21 protein-coding genes and 1 other RNA gene are annotated in these 21,428 nt (G+C 69.9%); 9 read left to right on the top strand and 13 right to left on the bottom strand.

Annotated features, from left to right (window positions below):
• Positions 1-157 precede the first annotated feature (157 nt).
• The 6 genes from L1280_RS02850 to mraZ form a co-directional block, all read right to left on the bottom strand.
• On the bottom strand, positions 158-1,327 hold the full coding sequence (locus tag L1280_RS02850; RefSeq protein ID WP_253580531.1) for an ABC transporter permease: 1,170 nt from the start codon (positions 1,325-1,327) through the stop codon (positions 158-160).
• A gap of 142 nt (positions 1,328-1,469) precedes the next feature.
• Positions 1,470-2,072 (bottom strand): 3D domain-containing protein, encoded by a 603-nt coding sequence (locus tag L1280_RS02845; RefSeq protein ID WP_253580530.1) that lies wholly within the window; start codon positions 2,070-2,072, stop codon positions 1,470-1,472.
• A 418-nt stretch (positions 2,073-2,490) separates the two neighbouring features.
• The gene (locus L1280_RS02840; protein WP_253580529.1) at positions 2,491-3,858 is read right to left on the bottom strand and encodes a penicillin-binding protein 2; all 1,368 of its coding nucleotides are present in this window, start codon (positions 3,856-3,858) and stop codon (positions 2,491-2,493) included.
• A complete protein-coding gene (locus L1280_RS02835) occupies positions 3,849-4,229 on the bottom strand; it encodes a hypothetical protein (RefSeq protein ID WP_253580527.1) in 381 nt (126 codons plus the stop codon). The genes L1280_RS02840 and L1280_RS02835 overlap by 10 nt, the downstream gene beginning before the upstream one ends.
• Complete coding sequence (gene rsmH, locus L1280_RS02830; protein ID WP_253580526.1) at positions 4,226-5,149, bottom strand: 16S rRNA (cytosine(1402)-N(4))-methyltransferase RsmH; 924 nt, start codon at positions 5,147-5,149, stop codon at positions 4,226-4,228. Before rsmH ends, L1280_RS02835 begins: the two co-directional genes overlap by 4 nt.
• 5 nt (positions 5,150-5,154) lie before the next feature.
• Positions 5,155-5,583 carry a division/cell wall cluster transcriptional repressor MraZ gene (mraZ, locus tag L1280_RS02825; protein ID WP_253580525.1) on the bottom strand — a complete coding sequence of 143 codons (429 nt, stop codon included), beginning with the start codon at positions 5,581-5,583 and terminating at the stop codon, positions 5,155-5,157.
• 246 nt (positions 5,584-5,829) lie between these two features.
• Between mraZ and L1280_RS02820 the strand changes: the two genes are divergently transcribed.
• Positions 5,830-6,195 carry a DUF423 domain-containing protein gene (locus L1280_RS02820; RefSeq protein WP_253580524.1) on the top strand — a complete coding sequence of 122 codons (366 nt, stop codon included), beginning with the start codon at positions 5,830-5,832 and terminating at the stop codon, positions 6,193-6,195.
• A gap of 40 nt (positions 6,196-6,235) precedes the next feature.
• On the opposite strand, the gene rnpB is transcribed toward L1280_RS02820, so the two are convergent.
• The 4 genes from rnpB to L1280_RS02800 all read right to left on the bottom strand — a co-directional run bounded on the left by rnpB (position 6,236) and on the right by L1280_RS02800 (position 9,190).
• Positions 6,236-6,659, bottom strand: an RNA gene (gene rnpB / locus L1280_RS02815) — RNase P RNA component class A.
• 103 nt (positions 6,660-6,762) lie between these two features.
• Complete coding sequence (locus tag L1280_RS02810) at positions 6,763-7,542, bottom strand: pseudouridine synthase (RefSeq protein WP_253580523.1); 780 nt, start codon at positions 7,540-7,542, stop codon at positions 6,763-6,765.
• Positions 7,539-7,916: a hypothetical protein gene (locus L1280_RS02805; RefSeq protein WP_253580521.1), complete on the bottom strand. Its 378-nt coding sequence runs from the start codon at positions 7,914-7,916 to the stop codon at positions 7,539-7,541. The genes L1280_RS02810 and L1280_RS02805 overlap by 4 nt, the downstream gene beginning before the upstream one ends.
• 77 nt (positions 7,917-7,993) lie before the next feature.
• The gene (locus tag L1280_RS02800) at positions 7,994-9,190 is read right to left on the bottom strand and encodes an MFS transporter (RefSeq protein WP_253580520.1); all 1,197 of its coding nucleotides are present in this window, start codon (positions 9,188-9,190) and stop codon (positions 7,994-7,996) included.
• Positions 9,191-9,251: 61 nt separating this feature from the next.
• Here L1280_RS02800 and truB point away from each other — a divergent pair, with 61 nt between their 5' ends.
• Positions 9,252-10,184: a tRNA pseudouridine(55) synthase TruB gene (gene truB, locus L1280_RS02795; RefSeq protein ID WP_253580519.1), complete on the top strand. Its 933-nt coding sequence runs from the start codon at positions 9,252-9,254 to the stop codon at positions 10,182-10,184.
• Position 10,185: 1 nt separating this feature from the next.
• On the opposite strand, the gene gatA is transcribed toward truB, so the two are convergent.
• From gatA to L1280_RS02780, 3 genes are all read right to left on the bottom strand, one after another.
• Positions 10,186-11,640, bottom strand: coding sequence for an Asp-tRNA(Asn)/Glu-tRNA(Gln) amidotransferase subunit GatA (gene gatA / locus L1280_RS02790; RefSeq protein WP_253580517.1), 1,455 nt, complete (start codon positions 11,638-11,640; stop codon positions 10,186-10,188).
• A gap of 100 nt (positions 11,641-11,740) precedes the next feature.
• Entirely contained in the window at positions 11,741-12,271 is a 531-nt protein-coding gene (scpB, locus tag L1280_RS02785) for an SMC-Scp complex subunit ScpB (RefSeq protein WP_253580515.1), read from the bottom strand.
• Entirely contained in the window at positions 12,268-12,891 is a 624-nt protein-coding gene (locus L1280_RS02780) for an L-threonylcarbamoyladenylate synthase (protein ID WP_253580513.1), read from the bottom strand. Before L1280_RS02780 ends, scpB begins: the two co-directional genes overlap by 4 nt.
• A gap of 72 nt (positions 12,892-12,963) precedes the next feature.
• Between L1280_RS02780 and L1280_RS02775 the strand changes: the two genes are divergently transcribed.
• The 7 genes from L1280_RS02775 (at position 12,964) to L1280_RS02745 (ending at position 21,382) form a co-directional block, all read left to right on the top strand.
• The gene (locus L1280_RS02775) at positions 12,964-14,184 is read left to right on the top strand and encodes a type II secretion system F family protein (RefSeq protein WP_253580512.1); all 1,221 of its coding nucleotides are present in this window, start codon (positions 12,964-12,966) and stop codon (positions 14,182-14,184) included.
• 421 nt (positions 14,185-14,605) lie between these two features.
• Positions 14,606-15,319: a TnsA-like heteromeric transposase endonuclease subunit gene (locus L1280_RS02770; protein ID WP_253580511.1), complete on the top strand. Its 714-nt coding sequence runs from the start codon at positions 14,606-14,608 to the stop codon at positions 15,317-15,319.
• Complete coding sequence (locus L1280_RS02765; RefSeq protein ID WP_253580509.1) at positions 15,316-17,364, top strand: helix-turn-helix domain-containing protein; 2,049 nt, start codon at positions 15,316-15,318, stop codon at positions 17,362-17,364. The genes L1280_RS02770 and L1280_RS02765 overlap by 4 nt, the downstream gene beginning before the upstream one ends.
• A gap of 24 nt (positions 17,365-17,388) precedes the next feature.
• On the top strand, positions 17,389-18,495 hold the full coding sequence (locus tag L1280_RS02760; RefSeq protein WP_253580507.1) for an ATP-binding protein: 1,107 nt from the start codon (positions 17,389-17,391) through the stop codon (positions 18,493-18,495).
• Positions 18,492-20,348, top strand: a complete 1,857-nt coding sequence (locus tag L1280_RS02755; RefSeq protein WP_253580506.1) for a TniQ family protein — start codon at positions 18,492-18,494, stop codon at positions 20,346-20,348. The genes L1280_RS02760 and L1280_RS02755 overlap by 4 nt, the downstream gene beginning before the upstream one ends.
• 67 nt (positions 20,349-20,415) lie before the next feature.
• Positions 20,416-20,856, top strand: a complete 441-nt coding sequence (locus tag L1280_RS02750) for a hypothetical protein (protein ID WP_253580504.1) — start codon at positions 20,416-20,418, stop codon at positions 20,854-20,856.
• Positions 20,857-20,908: 52 nt separating this feature from the next.
• Positions 20,909-21,382 carry a hypothetical protein gene (locus L1280_RS02745; RefSeq protein ID WP_253580503.1) on the top strand — a complete coding sequence of 158 codons (474 nt, stop codon included), beginning with the start codon at positions 20,909-20,911 and terminating at the stop codon, positions 21,380-21,382.
• Positions 21,383-21,428 lie beyond the last annotated feature (46 nt).

The following is a 21,428-nucleotide window of genomic DNA, read 5'->3' as shown; positions in this document are numbered from 1 at the left end:
CCGAGACGCAGCCTAAGGGGGGGTCCATGACGGGCCATGAGCGGGGGCGCCCCGAAACTTAATGGTGGTTCAGCCGACGGTCAGGTTGTGGCAGCGACAGGGACGAAGTTTTTGGACGGCGTGGAGGCAGGTGGGAGGCGGCGCCCCTGTGGCCTCCTTAGCGAATGATCCGGGCAGGTTCCACGCCTGCCGCCCGCCGGGCCGGAATCAGGGCCGCGAGCAGCGTGGTGCCCAGGCCCACCGCGTTGACCCACAGCAGGTCTGTCCAGCGCACCTCCACGGGCAGCGCGGTGATGAAGTAGAGATCGCCCGGCAACTGAAAAGGCCGCACGGTGAAATACAGGCTGATGCCCAACCCCAGCAGGTTGCCCAGCAGCAGCCCCCCCAGCCCCAGCACCGCTCCCTCGATCAGGAAGACGCGCGTGATCAGCCCCCGCGTGGCGCCGATGGCCCGCAGGATGGCGATCTCCTGGGTCTTCTCGAAGACGGCCAGGGTCAGCACGTTGGCAATGCCGAACGCTGCCACGATCACGATCAGGAACACCACGAAGGCGATCACGCGCTTTTGCAGGGCGAGCTGGTCGAGCAGCGTGCCGTACAGGTCCTGCCAGGGCAGGGAAGCGTAGGGCCGCAGCCGCGTCAGCTCCTGCCCCACCTCGCGGGCGAGGTCCGGGTCGCGCAGGCGAAGCTGGTAGCCGGTGATGTTCCGCGTGCCCTGAAGGGCCTGGAGGGTCCCCAGGCGGGTAAAGGCGTAGCCCGAGTCGATCAGGAAGTTGCCTGTGCTGAACACCCCCACCACCCGCAGGGTCGCCCGGCGCTGGGTGCTGCTGAGCAGCCGCACCTCGTCTCCCGGAAAGGCCCCCACGCTGCGGGCCAAGGCCTCGCCCAGCAGGATCTCGTTCTGGCCCAGCCCGCGCAGCAGCCGCGCTTCCTCCGGCCGCAGCCCCAGCACCCCCGCCGCGGCTGGGGTCACGCCGAAGAGGGTGGCAAAATCCACCCCCGCCGCGCGGCCCTCCCCGGCGGGGCGGGTCAGCAGGCCCTTGTCGCCCACAAAGGGCACGAACGCGGTGACGCGGGGGTCCGAGCGCACCTCGGCCTCCAGTCCCGCATCGCGGCCCGCGGGCGCGTAGGAGGTCAGGCTCAGATGGGGGCTGGCCCGCAGGGTCGCGTCCACCAGGGCGCGAGTAAAGCCGTTGGTGAGGCTCAGGGCCGCGATCAACACCATCACGCCCACCGCGATCCCCAGCACCGTGAGCACGTTCTGGGTGCGCCGCCGCGCGAGGTGCGCCCTCGCGACCGTCCAGGCGAGGTCCGGGGAACGGCTCATGCGGAACGCAGCGGGCAGGAGGAGCGGGCGGGGGGCCGGGTCACGTCTGGGGACGATAGCAGCTTCGCCCTGCCCCCAACGGCGAAGGGCGGGGGGCCTCCGGAGAGACCCCACGCCCTGGAAAGCGGGACCCGGCCTGGACTCAGCGCACGGCGGTGATGCGCACCTGCCGCGCCCCAAATTGCAGGGCCTGGCTGCGGGTGCTCATCCAGATGTCGATGCTGTTCGTCTTGCGGGCGGCCATCGTGTCCTCGACGTAAAAGACCCGGCCCCGGAGCAGGTGGTTGTATTTCCCGCTGAGGTCCTCGATGGTCACGCGGCTGCCGTAAGGAAAGAGGCGCAGCAGGTCACGGCTGAGGGCCACTACGCCGGGCCGCGTGCGCGTGCCGGTCGCCGTGATAAAGGGCGTGGAGTCGGTCTGCGCCGCGAGGCTGTTGTAGGCCGTCGCCCGCGCGACCACGCTGCGGCCCTGGCGGGCGCTCTGGGCCAGGACCGTCTGCGCCTGTTCGATGGCCTGGGCGCGGGCCTGGGCCGGGGTGGGCTGGGCAGCGGCCGCCTGGACCGGAGTCGCCTGGGGCCGGGCGACCGGCGCGGGGACCGTCACCGGGGCCGGGGCCACCTCCGGCGCGAGGGCTTCCCGCACCGCCTGGGCGGCGACCGCCGGGGCAGGCAGCACGGGGGTCGCGGCGGCGGTGGCGAGGGTGGCCAGCACGGCCGGGATCAGCAAAGGAGCGGGGTTCAGCATGCATTCTCCTGCGGCCACGCACGCGGGGCAACGTGGCCGGATGGGGTCTGAAAGAGGGCGAGCCCCCAGGGGGCTTTCTTCAGGCCTGAGCCTAAAGAGGCCGCGTGGGAGACTTCTGTGAACTCCAGCTCGAGGCTCTCATCTTGGCAGCGAACTGGACCGCCCAGTCAGCACACCTCACGCGGCATCGGCGCACCAGGACGACAGATCACAGATGAGTCAACTTCTAATGCTCTCACCGTACTTCTCATGAAGTCTGGTCTGTTCTGCCCAGATTCGACCCTGACGGGGCACCCTTGAGCACAGACCCTCGGGGCAATGGTGGACACCCTTCCACTTCGTCTGCGACGCAAAGAAAGCCAGCTCACGGTGGGCTGGCTTGCGGGGGAAGGGAAAGTTGAAAGCCCTCACAAAAGGCTCAGGGTTTGGGGTCTTCATCCTTCTCGGGAGGCGGGGGAGTTGGTGCGGCCCCCCAGCGCGAGAGGATGTCGGAGGCAACGTCGCGGTAGATGGGTGCGGCGAGCTGTGAGCCGTGATGCCCGCGCTTGGCACCGTGGGCCATCACCGCGATGGTGACGCGGGGGGTGTCGGCGGGATAGGAGACGATCCCGGCGAAGGTCGCGTCATACAGGCTGCTGGAGTAGCCCTGAGCGCCCAGAGACACTTGCGAGGTGCCCGTCTTGCCCATCAGGTCGTACCCTTCGAGGCCCGCCTGGGTGGGAATGGCCTCCTTGACGACTTCCTTGAGGATGGTGCGCACGGTGCGGGCGGTTGCCGGGCTCAGCACGTCGCGGCGCTCCCCGGCGGGCTCGCCCTCCACCAGGCGGGGGGAGACGTAGCGGCCGTCGTTGGCAAGCACGTTGTAGGCGGCGGCGAGTTGCAGGGTGGTGCCGCTCATGCCCTGGCCAAAGGCGTTGGTCGCCCGCACCAGGTCGTTCCAGTTGCGCAGGGGTTGCAGGGTCCCGGTGCTGCTCGCCACGGTGGGCAGCTCGGCGTAGTCCCCGAAGCCGTAGGCGCGGAGGTAATTGCGCATCCGCTCCGGTTCGAACTCCTCGACGATATGGCTCATGCCCACGTTGCTGCTGTAACGCAAGATCTGGCGGGTGGTCAGCCGGGCCGGGTGGTCCACGCTGTCCCCGATGGTGCTGCCCCAGCGCTCACCCACGTAGCGGCGCATGGGCGTGTCGTACACCGTGTTGGGGGTGGTCAGGCCCTCGTTGATGGCGGCCGCCACGATCAGCGCCTTGATGGTGGAGCCCGGCTCGTACACGTCGAGCAGGGGGCGGTTGCGCCGGGTCTCGGCCGAGTACACGCGCCACTTGTTGGGGTCGAAGGGCGGGTAACTCGCCGCCGCCAGGATGCGGCCGGTGCGGGTCTCCAGGGCCACGACCGAGCCGTACTGCGCCTCGTGCTCGGGGACGTAGCGGGCGAGCGCGGCCTCGGCGGCCGACTGGGTGGCGGGGTCGAGGGTCAGGCGCAGCGGCTGGCCCGCTTCCAGGCTGCGGTTGTAGGCGGCTTCCAGGCCCTCAAGCCCCTCGGTCGCGCCCATCATGCCGATCACCTGCCCGGCGAGGGTGCCCTGGGGGTAGACCCGCTCGCCGTCCACGCTGCGGGCCAGCACGGTGCCGTCGCGGGCGACGATGGGGCCGCGCGACTGCACGACCGAACGCTTGACCCCCTGCGGCACGCCCCATTCAAGCTGCGCGTAGGCCCACACCAGGGTCATGAACAGCGCCAGCGCGATGAGTTGCATCCAGCGCGAGCGACTCTGGATCTTCACTTCCATTCGGTCTGCACCTCCAGCGTGGTCCGGGGAGTCAGGGGGTCGGGCAGGGGCACGGCCCCGAAGCGCCCGGCCGTCGTGCGCGACCCGGCAAAGCGGCGCATGCCATTGGCAAAGGCCCAGTCGCGCACCCGCGCCGAGCCGGTCAGGGTCTGCACCCGCAGTTCCAGCTCGTCGCGCTCGGTGGTGAGCGCCGCTTCCCGGTCCTGCGCGGCCCGCAAGGTCGGGCGCACGTCCTGGGTCAAGGCCCGCGCTCCCACAAGCAGCAGCGCGAGCGCGAGGTAGATGGCGAGGTACCGCACCGCCCGCGCCCGCCAGGTGGCGATGCTCACGTCCAGCCGCGAGAGGTCGGGAAGACGCCTCCAGACGGTCACCGGGCCACCTCCCGGCCCGCTGCCTCATCCGGGCCGAGCTTGCGGGCCGCGCGGAGCTTGGCGCTGCGGGCGCGGGGGTTGCGGGCCTGTTCCTCCCCGGACGCCTCGACCGGGCGCTTGGTGAGAGGTTCGAGCGTGGCCGACCCCCGCAGGAAGCGCTTGACGATGCGGTCTTCGAGCGAGTGAAAGGAGATCACCGCGAGGCGGCCCCCCGGCGCGAGCACCGCCTCGGCGGCGGCGAGCCCGTCGCGCAGGGCGCCGAGTTCGTCGTTGACGTGCACCCGCAGCGCCTGAAAGGTGCGCCGGGCCGGGTGAATGCCCCGCGAGAAGCCGGGATAGGCCCGCTTGACGAGGTCCGCGAGGGCCACCGTCGTCTCGATGGGGGCTTTCTCGCGGGCGTGCACGATGGCGCGGGCGATCCGGCGGGAATGGCGGTCCTCGCCGTACTCGTAGATGATCGCGGCGAGTTCTTCCTCGGGCAGCGTGTTCACCACGTCGGCGGCGGAGAGGCCCGATTGGCTCATCCGCATGTCGAGCGGAGCGTCGGTGTGGTAGGAAAAGCCGCGCCCGCTGTCGTCGAGCTGAAAGCTGCTCACGCCGATGTCGAGCAGTACGCCGTCGACCTGCGAGACGCCGAGGCCGGACAGCAGCTCGGGCAGGTCGCGGTAATTGCCCGCCACGACGGTCAGGCCGGGCAGGGCCGCCTCGCGGGCGCGGTTCAGGGCGTAGGGGTCCTGGTCGATGCCGATCACGGCGGCGCCCGCCTCCAGCAGCAGCCGGGTGTGTCCGGCGCCGCCCAGGGTGCCGTCCACGATGACCCGGCCGGGAGCGGGCGCCAGGGCTTCGATCACCTCGGTCGCCAGGACCGGGATGTGGGAGAGGGTGGGGGGAAAGGGGTCGTCGGGGGGCAGGGTTGTCATGTCAGTTACGCCACGAAATGGGCGAGAAGGTCAGGGTTGGGCGGGTCCTGCTGCACAGCCGCGATGGCCGCTTCCCAGCGGGCCGGGGTCCACAGTTCCAGCCGTCCGGGGGCACCCGCCACGATCACGTCGCTGCCTAACCCCGCAAACGTCCGCAGGGCCAGCGGCACCGAGACGCGGCTCTGGTTGTCCAGCCGCGCCTTGCTGGCGCCGGAATAGAAAAACCGCACGAAGGCGCGGGAAGCCGCGTCCGTGAGGGGCAGGCCTTCGAGTTGCTCCTCGACCCGCCGCCAGCTTGCCAGCGGAAAGACGTAGAGGCAGCCTTCCATGCCGCGCGTGAGGATCATCCCATCTTCCACGAAGTCCCGAAAGGCCGGAGGCATGACCAGGCGGCCCTTGTCATCAATGGTGTAGGGGTACTCTCCGAACGGCAACGTTTCTCTCTTCCCACACGCCTCCCACCGGAGGCTCCGGCCGGGGGCGCACGACGCGCAGCCGCGCAGCGGCGTACCAGACGCGACTGTGGGCTGCTACCGGGAGTGTAACAGCCCCCCCCACGCTTTACCACCGATTCCCACAATTTCCCCGATTCGGGGAGCCGTGGCCCTCCCTTTTCCCACTTGCCCTACCGGGGCGACTGCCTCTGCCCCTCCCCTGTCGCCGCGCCCTACCCTCCGGGGATGAGACTGAATCCGACGGTGACCGGGGCGCTGCTGGCCGCCCTGGGAGTGGGGCTGGGCGCTTTCGGGGCGCACGGCTTGCGCGGCGTGCTGGACGCGGGCGACCTCGCCACGTTCGAGACGGGCGTGCGCTACCAGATGTATGTGGCGCTGGCGCTGCTCGCGCTGGGGGCGGGGGAACGGCGGGGGGCGTGGGTGCCCCTGCTGCTGGCGGGAGCCGTGATCTTCAGCGGCAGCCTGTACCTGCTGGTGCTGACCGGGCCGCGCTGGCTGGGGGCGGTGACGCCGATCGGCGGCGTGCTGATGATCGCCGGGCTGCTGGTGGCCGCCTGGGAGGCGCGGAGCAAGGAGGGCGGCCGGGCATAAGCAGGCCCGCCGCCCCGGATGGGAGACGGCGGGCCTGGAGTGGAGCGGGGAGGCGGTAAGCCGGGTTCTGTCTCCCACCGGGGGGTGGGGCACGGCCATCTCTCTGGGATACGCGTCGCCGCGTGCCTCAAGCGACCATCCTGGCGATCATCGGAACGGGCCGTTCCTCCCGCGCTGTCGGGTCTTGCACCGGATGGGGTTTACCAGCGCCTCCGGTCTCCCGGAGGCCTGGTGCGCTCTTACCGCACCGTTTCACCCTGACCAGCTCCACCCGCGCCGGGGCTGTCTGGAGATGGCGGTCTGGTTTCTGTGGCACTGTCCTTCGGCTTCGCCGCCTCCCCCCCGACCTGGCGCTCGGGTAGGCGCTTGACTCGCCGACCAGCCGTTAGCTGGCATCCTGCCCTGCGGTGCCCGGACTTTCCTCACCCCTGCGTGAGCAGAGGCGCGGCCGTGAGCCTCCCCGCGCTCCGGAGTGTAGCAGGGCGGGTGGGGACTGGAGGAACGTGGAGGGGACAGGCCGGAGTCTGCCCGCGCCACTCTCCAAGAGCTGGACCACAGAAGCTACGCCTATGCCCACCGCTCCAGCGTCTCTGCCTCCTGCCGCTCCCAGACCCGGCGCGGCACCTCGGCGGGGTGCAGGAGATGGTGCAGGTCACGGCTGTCGAGTTCGCGGTACTCGCCGGGGCCGAGGTCGCCCAGCCACAGGCCTCCCATCCGCAGGCGCAGGAGCCGGACGACCGGGTGGCCGATCGCCTCCAGCATCCGGCGAACCTGACGGTTGCGGCCTTCCCCCAGGGTCACGAGTGCACCGCCGGGCGCGGGGCGGGCGCTGAGCGCCTGTGCCAGACCATCGTCCAGCGGGACGCCGCGCTCCAGCCGGGCGAGATCGGCGGGGCTGGGGTCGCCGTCTCCATCCGTCCAAGCCCGGTAGACCTTTTCGTGGCCGTAGCGGGGGTGGGTGAGGCGCAGGGTGAGGTCGCCGTCGGTGGTGAGCAGCAGCAGCCCTTCGGAGTCGCGGTCCAGGCGGCCGACCGGATGCAGGCCGGGAACCGGGGGCATCGCGTCCAGCACGGTGCGGCGTCCGTACTCGTCGCGGGCGGAGGTGACGTACCCGGCAGGCTTGTGCAGGACATACGTGACCGCAGGCGCCGCCGTCACGTCGATCAGCCGCCCGTCCACCCGGATTTCGTCGGTGGGGGTCACCGTGCGGCCGAGCGTGGCCGCTTCCCCGTTCACCGTGACACGTCCCGCCGCGATCAGGGCCTCGGCCGCTCGGCGAGAGGCGATTCCGGCCCGCGCGAGGCGCTTGTGCAGACGCTCGGGGGCACCGCCGCCACCGCCCGTCACGCGTCCCTCCGGGAACTGGCGGAGGGCCAGCCCAGCAGCCCCAGCACCGCCAGCACGGTGAGCAGCCCGGCGAAGCCCAGCATCGCGCCGCGCACGGCGGGGGGCAGCGTGTCGCCCAGCCGCAGCACGGCGGGCACCAGGGCCGCGACCAGCAGGAGGTTGCCGCCCGCGAGCGCCCCGGCCCCCAGCGCGTCTGGACGGCCGCTCGCCGCCAGAAGCAGGAGACCCCAGGCCAGCACCAGCCCGCCACTCACGCGGGCCAGCCACAGCGGCGAGACGGTCAGCAGCGTGGCGACCTCGGGCGGCAGGAAATACAGAAACAGGCCGACCGGCACGAACACCAGCGAGGTCAGCCACAGGGCAGCACGCAACACGTCCCGCAGTGTAGCCGCCACTTCCGGGGCCACTGGCCCGGCCTGTCTTAAGGCGGGGCGAGGGGGGCGGCCGACTCCTATGGCGGGGTGCCGCGCCGCAGCCACGGCAGGGCGACGAAGGCCCCCAGCAGGCAGGCCAGCCCGGAAAGGGCGATCACCCCACCCGCATTCACGCCCAGCAGCAGCAGGCCACCCAGCGCGGTGCCCAGGGGCGCGGCGGGACCCAGCAGCATGGTCCGCAACCCAAAGAGCCGCCCCTGCCGCTCGGCGGGCACGCTGCGGTGCAGCAGGGTGGTTTCCAGCGCGGTGTAGGGGCCCCACAGCACCCCACCCACGAACATGACCCCCAGCGCCGCCCCGAAGCCCGGCACCAGCGGCAGCGCGGCCACGCACAACCCCCACAGCGCCATAATGCCGACCAGGACGAGTCGGGTGGGCAGGCTCCGCGCCAGCACGCCCACCAGCAGCGTGCCCCCCAGGGTCCCCACCCCCAGCGCCGACCACAGCACCCCGTAGCCCTGCGCCCCCGTGCCCAGCGTCTCGCGGGCGAAGACGGGCAGCGCGGCCTCCAGCGGGCCGTAGCCGAAGTAGAAGAGGGTGGTCAGCCCCAGCACCGCGAGGACGGCGGGGGGCCACCGCCCGCCCGTGGGTGCCCGCTCCTCCCCGGCGGCCCGCTCCCGGCGCGGCAGGCGGGGCAGCGCGAACAGCGCCCACGCCATCGCCAGGAAGGTCAGCGCGTCCAGCCCCAGCGCACGCGGCGCTCCCCACGCCCCGACGAGCAGCCCCGCGAGCGCTGGGCCAAACACGGTGGGAAGCTGGGTGGTCAGGCCGTAGGCGGCGTTGCCCCCCTCCAGCTCGGGGTCGGGAAGGAGGGTGGGCACGTAGAGGCGCACCCCGATCTGGGTGGCGGGGGCCAGCGCCCCCATCAGCGCGGCGATCAGGAAGACCAGCCACAGCTCCAGCCCTCCCAGCGCGTCCAGCAGCGGAATCAGGGCGATCAGGGCGGCGCGGGCCACGTTGTCGGCCAGCATCAGCGGGCGGGGCTGAAAGCGGTCCATCGCCCGGCCCCAGAGGGGAGCGGTGACGACGGCGGGCAGCGCGAAACACAGCAGCAAGCCGCCCACCGCCGTGCCGCCGCCCGTGCGTTCCAGCACGTACCACGTCAGCGCGAGCCAGCTCAGGGTGTCGCCCAGGCCCGAGACCATCGCGCCGAGCCAGAGCCGCCGGAAAAGGGGCCGGGTTCGCAGCACGGTGAAGAGGGAGGCGGGCGGCATCCGGCGGAGTATGCCACTCCTCCCGTCGGCGGATGCCCGGCCCTGCTACGCTGCCTCTCCTATGCCCGTGATCGCCGTGGACAAACCGCTCGGCCTGACCTCCCACGACGTGGTGAACCGTGCCCGCCGCGCCCGGGGCACCCGGCGGGTGGGCCACACCGGGACGCTGGACCCCCTGGCGACCGGCGTGCTGGTGCTGTGCGTGGACGATTCCACCAAGCTGGTGCAGTTCATGGAGCACGACTCGAAGGACTACCTCGCCTGGATCAGCCTGGGCGCAGGCACGCCGACGCTGGACGCCGAGGGACCCGTCACCGAGCAGGCCGAGGTGCCCCCACCCGGCGAGGCCCACGTGCGCGAGGTCCTCGCCGGATTCCTGGGGCCACAACTTCAGGTGCCGCCGCAGTATTCCGCCATTCAGGTGGGCGGCCAGCGGGCCTACGCGGTGGCACGGGCGGGGGGCGAGTTGGAGCTGAAGGCGCGTCCGGTGGAGATTCAGGCGCTGGAGTTGCTCGGCCTCTTTTCCTCCGTGGACGACGCTCCCCGCACCTTCTCTCGGGATGTGGAGGGGTGGACCCCGGACCCGGCGGGACAGACCTTCATCCTTCCGCCCGCATTGGGTGACTTCCCCACCCTGCTCGTCCGCGCCCGTGTGGGCAGCGGCACCTACCTGCGCTCGCTGGCGCGGGACGTGGGGGCGGCGCTGGGGGTGCCCGCGCACCTCGCCGGGCTGGTGCGGACGCGGGTGGGCCGCTACGACCTCGCGGACGCGGTGGCCGTGGACGGACTAGCGGACGCGGAAGGCCTGCCCGACCTCGCCGTGCTGGACTTCCCCCGGATTGAGGCCGACGAGCGCCTCGCCCGCGAGTTGCGGCAGGGCAAGCGTCCGGCGCACCCGGCGGTGGGGCGGCACGTCGTCACGCTGGAGGAGGTACTGGTGGCCGTGGTGGACGGCGACGGCGAGCGGCTGCGGGTGGTGCGGGCCTGGGCGTAGCTCAGATGCCCGGCGCCACCTCCACCCGAACCGCCCCCATCTCCTCCAACGCGCCCGCCAACGCCGTCAATCGCTCGTCAGCCAGCGCGGGCGCGATGAACTGAACGCCGACCGGGAGGCGCACCCTGTCCACCGTCTCGAACCCGGCGGGCACGCTCAGCGCGGGCAGCCCAGCGAGGTTCACGGCTACCGTGTCCACGTCGGCGGCGTACATGGCGAGGGGATCGCCCGTCTTCTCGCCCCGGCGGAAGGCGGGAAAGGGGCTGGTGGGCGAGACGAGCAGGTCGAAGTCGCCAAAGGCCCGCGCGAAGTCGTCCGCGATCAATCGGCGCACCCGCATCGCCTTGCTGTAATAGGCGTCGTAGTAGCCGCTGGACAGGGCGTAGGTGCCGATCAGGATGCGCCGCTTGACCTCGTCCCCGAAGCCGCGCTCGCGGGTCTGGGTCATGCTGCCCACCACGTCCCCGGCCGGAACGCGCTCGCCGTAGACCATGCCGTCGTAGCGGGCGAGGTTGCTGCTCGCTTCCGGCATGGCGATCAGGTAGTAGGTGGCGATGGCGTGCCGCAGGTGGGGCAGGCTGACCTCCCGAACCTCGGCCCCGGCTCCGCGCAGGGCGCCCAGCATGGCTTCCAGCGCGGCCTCCACCCCCACCGTGTTCCCCTCCAGGCTCTCGCGAATCACGCCGACCCGAAGCCCGCGCAGCTCGTCTGGGGTGCCCACGCGGAAGGCCGGGGGCGCGTCCAGGCTGGTCGCGTCGCGGGGGTCGTGCCCGGCGACCACGTTCATGACGAGCGCGAGATCGGCCGCCGACCGCGCGAAGGGGCCGATCTGGTCGAGGCTGCTCGCGTAGGCCACCAGCCCGTAGCGGCTGACCCGCCCATACGTGGGCTTGAGGCCGTACACGCCCGTCAGCGCGGCGGGCTGCCGCACCGAGCCGCCCGTATCGCTGCCCAGGCTGACCGGAACCAGCCCCGCCGCCACCGCCGCCGCGCTCCCGCCGCTGCTGCCGCCGGGCACCCGCGAGCGGTCCCAGGGGTTGAGGGTGGGGCCGCAGGCGCTCGTCTCGGTGCTGGACCCCATGGCGAACTCGTCCATATTCGCCTTGCCCACGATCACGGCCCCCGCCGCCGTCAGCCGCTCCACGACGGTCGCGTCGTAAGGCGAGATATAGTTTGCCAGGATGCGGCTGCCGCAGGTCGTCGGCGTGCCCCGAGCGTTGATGTTGTCCTTGAGGACGACCGGTACCCCCGCGAGCGGCAACGTCTCCCCTGCCGCTACCCGCTCGGCCACCCGCACCGCCACCTCGTCCGCCCCCGCATTCAGGCTGACGACCGCGTTGAGGTTGCGGGCCGTCTGGGTCCGGGCGCGGGCCTCGTCCAGCAGGATCTGCGGGGTCACGCCCCCGGACTGGACGGCGCGGGCGAGGTCGGTGGCCGAGGGGAGGTGGGCGGACATGGGACAGAAGGTATCAGCCTTCAGCCGTCAGCTCTCGGCGGACGCAGGCTCTCGCGCTGGCCCCTGCCGAAAGCTGACGGCTGACCACCGACCGCCTCCCCTATCCCCGCAGCAGCCCCGCGAACTCGGCGCCCTCCAGAGGCGGCAACTCGTCGAGCCCGGTCAGGCCGAACTCCAGCAGGAAGCGCTCGGTGGTGCCGTACAGCAGGGGCTGACCCACCGCGTCCGAGCGGCCCACCACCTTGACGAGTTCGCGCTCCTGGAGCGTCACCACGGTGCCCGCGCTGCCGCCGCGCATCGCCTCGATCTCCGCGCGGGTGACGGGCTGGCGGTAGGCGATGATCGCCAGCACCTCCAGCGCGGCGGCGCTCAGCGCAGGCAGCGGCGGCGGGGCCAGCAGCGGCGCGAGGTGGGCGGACAGGGCCGGGGGCACCACCAGGCGGTAGCCCCCCGCGACGGCCTCCACCTCGAAGCCCACCCCCGCCTCCCGCAACCGGGCGGCGAAGGCGTCCAGCGTTCGGGCAGCGGCTTCCTCCGGCAGCCCCAGCAGCTCGGCCACCTCGCGCCGGGTCACCGGGCGTCCGGCGGCGAGCAGGGCCGCGCCGACGAGTTGCTCGGGGGTGGGGGTCACGGGCGGCGGCCTTCCAGCCGCGCCCGCACCTCGGCCACGGGCAAGGCCCCATCGCGCAGCACCTCCAGCCTGCCTTCCAGCCCCACCCGCACCACCGTGCTCGCCTCGCCCCGCGCGGGCACCCCGCCGTCAGGCAGCAGGAAGACGCCCAGGCCGTAGCCTTCCGCCTCGGCGTGGGTGCGGGCGGCGGGGAGTCCCGCCGGATTGAGGCTGGTCGTGGCGAGCAGGCCCCCGCAGGCCGCGAGCAGCGCGGAGGCGACCGGGTGGTCGGGCAGGCGCAGCCCCACCCAGCCGCCGGGAGCGAGGGGGGGCGGACAGGCGTCCGAGGCGGGCACCACCAACGTCAGCGGCCCCGGCCACAGCCCGGCGAGAGCGTCGACGACCTCCGGCGTCCGGGTCAGGGGGCGGGCGTGGGCCACGTCCAGGCACGACACCTGCACGGGCTTGGCGGGGTCACGGCCCTTGAGGGTGAAGAGGGCGGCCAGCCCCTGGGGGGACGCCGGGTGCGCGGCGAGGCCCCAGACCGTCTCGGAGGGGTAGCCGACCACGTCGCCCCCGGCGAGCCGGGCCGCGGCCTGGGTGATCTGGGGGGAAGCCCCACTGGGTAAGGGTGTGTTCATGGGAGATTCAGGGCGGGGCGCCCGCGCCCGTTGTAAGGGGAACGCAAGACCCCCGCCACTATAGTCACCGCCATGCCGGTCTACGAATACCGCGTCCGGGACCGTTCCGGGAAGGTCCTGAAGTCCCAGATGGAGGCCGAGACCGAGCGCCAAGTCCGCGACGCGCTGCGGGCCAAGAACATGATGATCGTCGAGATCAAGCCCCCCAAGACGGGCCTGAATGCCGACGTCAAGATTCCGGGCCTGACCGACCGCCCCCCCGGTCTCAAGCAGGTGGCGGTCTTTTCCAAGCAGCTCGCCACGCTGATCAACGCGGGCGTGCCGCTCGTGCAGTCGCTCGCCATCTTGCAAAAGCAGATCGAGAACAAGACCTTTCAGGGCATCGTGGCGAGCATCCGCACCGACGTGGAGGGCGGCACGCCGCTCAGCGAGGCCATCGTCAAACATCCCAAGGTCTTTAACCGCCTGTACGTCAACCTCGTGCGGGCGGGCGAGACGAGCGGCACGCTGGACTCCATTCTGGACCGGATCGCCGCCTTTCAGGAAAAGGAACTCGCGCTGCGCGGCAAGATCAAGAGCGCGATGACCTATCCGGTGATGGTGCTGGTCTTCGCGCTGGGAATCACGTACTTCCTGCTCACGACCATCGTGCCGCAGTTCGCGGGGATTCTCGCGCAGCTCAACGCGCCGCTCCCCTTCATCACCCGGATGCTGATGGCGGTGTCGGACTTCCTGAAAAGCTCGGGGCTGCTGATTTTCGGCTTTATCGCGGTCATTGTGGTCGCGTACCGCTACATCTACAAGACGCCCAAGGGCCGCCACACCATCGACGACATCAAGCTGCGGCTGCCCGTGTTCGGGAACCTGCTGCAAAAGAGCGCCATCGCGTCTTTCGCCCGGACCTTCGGCCTCTTGATCAGCAGCGGCGTGAACATCATCGAGAGCCTGGAAATCACCAAGGGCACCGCGAACAACGCCATCGTGGAAGAAACCATCGAGAACGCCAAGAACGTGGTGATGGTGGGCGAGCCGATGAGCGCGAGCCTCGCGACGAGCAAGGTCTTTCCGCCCATGGTGGTCAGCATGGTGTCCATCGGCGAGGAGACGGGGGCGCTGGATTCCATGCTGGGGAAGGTGGGCGACTTCTACGACCGCGAGGTGGACGAGGCCGTCGAGAGCCTGACCGCCGCCATTGAGCCCCTGATGATCGTCTTCCTGGGGGCGATTGTGGGCACCATCGTGGCGGGCATGTTTCTCCCGATGTTCTCGATCATCGGCCAACTGAGTCAATAAGGGTTGTCGGGTGCCAGTTGATCTGAGCACTCTTGCCATTGAACTGAGCACCTCGCCTCCAGAAACACAGCCTTGAAGCGAGATTCCCGCCGTCTGGGACGGCGGGAATCTCTTTTCTCAAGGTCTTGAGAAGTGCTCATTCTATCTGTCAATAAGAGGGCGTTGGCAGCGGCTGGAACGGCGTTTTCTCCGAATTGAGCACTTTTGACACCCATCTGAGCACTCTGCATAGAAGGTGGTCGAGCATGCACACAGCGATATGCTCGCCTCGGCTATTCCACTTGACATATGTCAGATTTCGTGATTTATATGACAGAGAGCGGTTGCCACCGGAAAACCCGGGACAACAAAAAAAGACACTGGGGAAGGATTCGCAGCCCTGCTCCCCGGTGTCTGGCTCCCCCCATTCAGGAGAAGAAACGTGCCCCCAGACTACCGCGTCACCTACCGGGTCAGCAGTGGCGAGATCCACGATGACCACCACCCCCTGCTGCTCGCAGGCACCCCCATCGACACGCTCGAGCCCATCCGGCCCCCGAACAACTACAAGGGCCAGCGCCACATCACGGGCCTGCACCACTCGCCGGTCACCGGACGGCACCACCCCTTCGAGTCCAGGCTCGAGCAGGGTGCCCTGATCCGCATCGACTTCGAGCTGCGCCCCCAGGCCATCGCCACCCAGCCCTTCGCCCTGCTCTACGACGACGGGGGCAAACGGCGCGGCCACATCCCCGACATCCTGCTGGAGCGCCAGGGCCAGCGCCCCCTCGTGATCGACGTAAAGCCGGGGGCCTTCGTCGGGAAGAACGCCCGCCCCTTCGGTGCCCTGCGCGACGCCTGCGCCGAGATCGGCTGGGACTACGCCATCTGGACCGAGCCCGACCCGGTCTACGCCAGCAACCTCTCCTTCCTTTTCGGATACCACCGACCCCCGCCCGGCCTCACCCCGGTGACCGAGGCCCTGCTCACCCGCCTGGCGTCCGGCCCTCTGCCCCTCACCGAGGTCGTGGCCGAGCTGGGCCTCCCCAGCCTCACCCGCCCCGTCTTGTTCCACCTGCTCTGGGCGCGGGCGATCCACACCGACCTCCACCGCCGCCTGACCGACGACAGCCTGCTGCGACTCGAGGCCGCGTGATTCGTCTCGCCCCCTTCGAGCCGGGCCGCGACCTCCAGTTCCAGGGCATGCGCTGGACCGTGGTCCGCGGCACCGGCCGCACCGTGACCCTGCGCTCTCACCTCGGGGCCATCCGGGAGTTCGACCTGCTCGACGTCATCGGGGACCCCAGCTACTCCCCCCACCTGCGTCCTGACGAGTACACGCCCGCCGACCGGCTGTTCCTGACCGGGCTCACCCCCCAGGACCGCGCGGCCATCCTCGAGAAGGAGGCGGTCGTTCTCGAGGTGCTCACCGGGTACCGCTCCGGCCGCTCCGACACGCCCGCCCAGAACGAGCCCCGCCCGGCGTACGACCCCATCGACACCAGGCTGACCGACCGCTACGCCGCTGCGGCCAGGGAGCTGGACTGCGGGCAGAGCACCGTCCGCCGCCTGTGCCAGCGCTACCGCCAGCACGGCCTGGCCGGACTCCACGACCGCCGCGCCGAGGGCAACCGCAAGAGCCCGTGGAAGGCCCACCCCCTCCAGGATGTCATCGCCACCGTGAGCCAGAAGGCCCAGGACGGCAGCACCGTCACCCGCAAGGTGCACATCCAGCGGATTGTTCGGTCCTATAAAGACCAGCACCCCGGCGCGGCGCTCCCCAGCGAGCGCACCCTCTACCGGCTCATGGACGGCCCCGCGCGCAAGCACGGCCTCGCCCACGAGGCCAAGACCCGGCAGAGCAAGGCCAACAGCCCCAAAGAGATGCACTTCCAGATCGTCGCCAGCCGCCTCGGGGAGTACGTCCTGATCGACGCCTCCCCCTGGGACATCCTCCTGCGTGGCATCCACCACCCCGACGAGGCCCGGCGCTACCGGATGCTGGTCGCCTTCGACCTGTATCACCGGGGCGTGGTGGGCTTCAGCCTGCACGCCGGGGAACCCCAGGCCGTGGACGCCGTGTACCTGCTGCACGACATCCTCAACCCCAAGCACCTGATGCCCGGCTGGCCCCAGGACATGCGCTACCCCTACACCGGGGTGCCCGAGCACGTCGTGCTGGAGCAGTACCTGCTCGCTCCCGATGTGCAGCTCACGGCGCAGGGCTTCGTCGCTCCCAGCAGCGTCACCATCGACAACGGGGCGATCTTCACGTCCCGTCTGTTTCAGGATGCCTGCCGCCGCCTGGGCATCACCGTCATCCTCAGCCGCCCCTACACCCCGACCGACAAGGGGGCGGTGGAGCGCTTCTTCGGCACCGTCGAGCGCGAGTTCGCCGCCCAGTTCCCCGGGTACGTCGGGCACAGCGCGGCCCACCGGGGCAAGGAGCCACAGGTCGAACAGTTGATGTGGGTGGACGAGTTCCGCGACGCCTTCCTGCGCTACTACTGCACCGCTTACATGCGGCGGCCCCATAAAGAACTGTTCCACCCCGACCACCCCAGGCGGAAGTTCAGCCCCGCCGAGATGTTCGACCTGGGCCTGAGAACCGGCGGCCTCATTCGGGTGCCGCTGGACGCGGACATCTACTACCAGCTCCTGCCCTCGGCCCCCCGCAAGATCAGGCCGGACGGCGTGGAGATGAACGGCCTGATGTACGACCACCCCGGCCTCGACCCCTTCCGCGGGGACAGCCAGCGACACAGCTTCTCGTACGACCCCCGCGACCTGCGCTACCTGTTCCACCGCACCGAAGAGGGCCAGTGGCTGCGCCTGCACCGCAAGCCCGCCCGCTTCCCCCACCTACCCTTCACCGAGGGCATGCTGCGCGCCGCCCGCGCGGAGCCCGGCGCGGGCCTGCGGATCAGCCCCACGGAGGCCAACGAACGGCTCGACGCCATCATCCGCGACTTCGAGGACGTGACCCGCCAGCGCAAGCGCAGCCGCCCCGAGGTGACCGCCGCCGCCCGCCTCGACCGGGCGCAGGAAGACCGCGAGCGCACCCGCGCCCCCTTGCCGGTTGATCCCCCGGCCCCGCCGCCCCCGGAGCCCCAAGCTCCCCCCGTCCCGGCCAGCTTCTCCCGCGTTGACTTCACGCAGGCCGCCGACGACATGGACCTCTCGGAGTTGTTCGATGACTAGAATGCCCCCCCCAAGCTGCGCGGGTTGCCCGAGCGCCTCAACCCGCGTACGGTCGAAGGCTGGCGTGACATCCTGGCCGAGCCCCGCTCCTACGCCCCGGAGCATGCCACGCCCGAGGAGCGCGCCACCTGGCCGGAGGAACGCCAGGACGAGTACGACCTGGCCCGCATCCGGCACCACAGCAACCTGCCCGTCATCATCACGCCGGAAATGAAGCAGATCCTGCGCGACATCCGCTTGCAGCTCCAGGCCAACGTGCACTCCCGCGGAACCGTCTGCGGAGCTGTGATCACCGGGCCAGCCACCTACGGCAAGACCACCGCGCTCGAGGAGGTCGGGCGGCAGTACGAGACCTGGTTCCGGAAGGAATTTCCACCGGAAGACCCCAACGCCACGACTCTCGTTATCCCCGTGGTCAAGGTCGGCCTCCCGGCAAAAGCCACGACCAAGAGCATCAACGTCGCCATCGCGGAGTTCTACGGAGCGGCCCTGCGCCGCCGCGAATCCACCAGCAACGACTACCAGGCGGTGATTCGCGACCGCGTCGTCGTACACCGGACGCAGCTGATCATCGTTGACGACATCCACTTCCTGAACCGGAAGGCTCGGCGGGCCAAGAACGGCAAGCGGCAATTCACGGACAAGGAAATGGAGGCCCTGATCAGCATCAACAACCACTTCAAGATGCTCGCCGAGGACTTCGGCGTGACCTTCGTCTTCGGGGGCATCGACGTCGACGGGACTGGCCTGTTCGACGAGGGTGCCGAGTTCGATACGGTCTTCTCGCAGATCGGGGGGCGCATGGCCCGGCACGAGCTGACCGGCTTCCGCCACGGCAGCGAGGAGTGGGAATTCGTCGTGAGGTCCTTCGAGAACAACCTCCTCCTCGACCACCACATTCCCGGCACCCTCGTGAAACTCGCGGACTACCTGCACCACCGCACGAACGGCAGCATCGGCAGCCTGAAGAACCTGCTGAAGCTCGCGGCGACGCGGGCGATGCTGGACAAGAAGAGCCCGGAACGCATCGACTACGCCCTGCTCCAAAAGATCAAGAGCGACCGCAACGCCGAGGAAAACTTCAAGCGGCACGGCAGCCTCTACGTCCCGGCAAGCAAGGCGAAGGCGTGAAGCCCTTCCTCCGGCCATTCAGCCATGCCCCGCGCCCGAAGCCCGGCCAGAGCTTCGCCTCGTACATCGAAACGCTCGCCGCCGGGCACATGCCGCCGCTGGACATCCTCGCCCTGCTGTACGAAACCGGCGTGATCGCGGAGGACCACTACCGCGCGCTCCCACTCGCGTACGGCCTCACCCTCACGGACGAGCAGGTGCAGAACCTCGCCTACACCCTGCGCCTGCCCGAGGACCGCATCCGCGAGATGCTGCTGACCCACTACGACGGGGTCGCCTTCGACCTCATCCCCATGGACGTCACCAACCCCAAGACCTACACCAGCGCGGTGCGGAAGAACTCCAAGCTCTTCACCACGCCCCGGCTGTGCCCCTGCTGCATGGCCGAGGAAGCGTATTTCCGCACCGCGCACCGCCTGCCGTGGCTGTTCCTGTGCGCCAAGCACCAGGTGCTGCTGAGCCACACCTGCCCGCGCTGCGCCCGGCCCTTCGGCAACTTCAGCCAGAACCGGGGCGGCATGCCCACCTACGCCGCCGACGTGCCCGACCCGGCCGCCTGCCGCAACCCCCCGGCCCCCGGCGAGGCCGACTTCGGGCGGGCGGCCCAGCCCTGCGGCCAGCCCCTCGCGGAGGTCGCCGCGTACGACGTGTCCGGCTACCCCCGGGTACTGGAGACGCAGGCGACCATCGAGGAGGTGCTGGAGACCGGCGAGGGAACCGTCTGCGGAGAGCGGGTGAGCAGCGTGGCGTACTTCGGCCACCTCCGCAGCCTGGTGTCCCTGCTGGACTACGGGGCCGACCCGGAAGACCTCGGCCCCGGCCTGCCCCCGCTCGCCCTGGAGACGGCCAACCAGCACACGCGCCTGCGCGAAGACCGCATCGGAGACGAGGTCCTGCGCCGCCACCGGGCGAACACGACCTACCGCACGCCGGAGTGGATGTGCGCCTTCCTGCCCACCGCCGTGGAATTGCTCGCGCTGCCGGACGAGGCGGCCCTGACCGAGAGCCTCGCTCCGTTCGTCGCCCAGGCCCAACGGTTCAAGCCCCTGCACTTCCGGGCGCTCGGGGGCGAGAAGTACTTCCACTTCCAGGGGCCGGTCCTGCGGGCCTTCGACGCTGCCCTGCTCCCCAAGGCCTCGCCCCGCCGCCGCACGGGCTACACCAGCCCGTACAGCCACCACCCCGACCGCCCCTACGCCTACCAGCCCGACCACGTACCGCAGCTGCTGTGGGAGGGAACGTACCAGGCGGACTTCGCGCCCCTGTTCGAGGGCAGTGACATGGGCGAGCGGCACCTCCGTTCCTACATCACCATGGACCTCGTGCGGCTCTGCGGCGAGTACGGATGGGTGGAGGCCGCCCATGAACTCGGCTTCCTGCCCGGCCAGGCCACCGGCAGCGCCAACAAGGCCATCGGGGTGCTGAACAGCCTGGGGCGCTACGAGACCTACCTCACCCGCCTGCACGCCACGGCGGCCCGTCTGGAGACCGTGGAGCGCCCCTTCGACTTCGGACGGCGCCGCCGCCGCTACGACGATCTCGTGGAGTTCCCCTTTGACGACTGGCGACTGGAAATGCGGGCCCACGACCTGAACCCCGGGAAGCCGGGGGGCAAGAACAGGTGGGCTGCTGCGCACGCCTGGGCGTTGCTGACAGCGGGGCACCCCCGCCGCGCCCCGGTGTTCCGGGAGGTGCATCCGACGGAGCACAAAAGCCAGCTCAACGTCTTCTACCGCTTCAACGACGAGCACCTCCAGCAGGTCTGGCCCGTCCTGCGGATGCTGGCCCACACCTTCGAGAGCGGCGACCTGCTCGCCGCCGAGGCCGAACTGGGAGCCCAGGAAGACGCCTGAGAACACCACATTTGCGCCCCCACGCCGGGTTCCCCCGGACTACAGTGGGGGCATCCCGGAGGTCACCATGCGAACCCACCTCACCCTGACCCTCTTCGCCCTGCTCGCCACGGCCGCGAGTGCCGGCCCCCTGCGCGGCGCCCTGATCGTCGCCGCCGACGGCACCTTCCTGGGGACCTGCGACGGCAAGTACGCCACCCACAGCATCGCCAACCCGTACGGGCGCTACGGCAGCAAGTACAGCTCCACGAGCATCTTCAACGAGTACGGCACCTACGGCAGCAAATACGCGAGTTACAGCGCGTTCAACCCCTCAACGTCCAGTGCCCCCTACGTCCTGAGCAGCAGCCCCGAGTTGCTGAGGCTGTTCACCTCGGTGTCCTACCGCCCCACCCCGCAGATCGTGAGCAGCCTGCGGGCCTCCGGGGCCAGCCGGGTCACCGCCAACCGGGGCATGCCGGGGGCCATCGACCCCAACGTTCTGCGGGTGGCCTGTGAGAACCCGTAAAAACGCCGTCTGGCAGCTGCAAACTGGGAATGTCCAGGGTACAGTTCGGGGGATGCGAAGGCTTCTTTTGACGGCAGCACTGATGGCGGGGACGATGGGGCTGGCCCAGAACGCAGGGCCCACGAATTTGAAGGGGCTGCAACTTTGCCTCCGCAACGATGACATTGCGATTGACAAGAACGCAAAACAAATAGACACCGAAGCCAGGCAAGCCTTCGCTCGGGTTGTTGCTACCAAACTCAGTGCGTACCGCATCTTGTACAGAGACGGACTATGCCTGAATAAAGGCAGTGGCAACATCATAATTTCCGTCAACACACTCGATGGTGTTAATGGGGCGTTATTCTACACGGTTGATTTTGAAGTTTACGACTTGTTTCTGACCCCTGGCGTGACTTCTATTTATAGAAGCACAATCATGGGGTACACACATTCAACAGGTCAAACACTTGCCACACGAATGAATACCACCATCGGTGAATTGATCGATCAATTCGCCGCCGACTACGCCAAAGCCAACCCTTAACCTCCCCCACCCCTCGGCCCCCGGCTCTGCCCGGGGGTCTTGCTTT

Source organism: Deinococcus sp. HSC-46F16 (assembly GCF_024171495.1).
GTDB lineage: Bacteria > Deinococcota > Deinococci > Deinococcales > Deinococcaceae > Deinococcus.
This window is presented reverse-complemented; position numbering and strand designations above follow the sequence as displayed.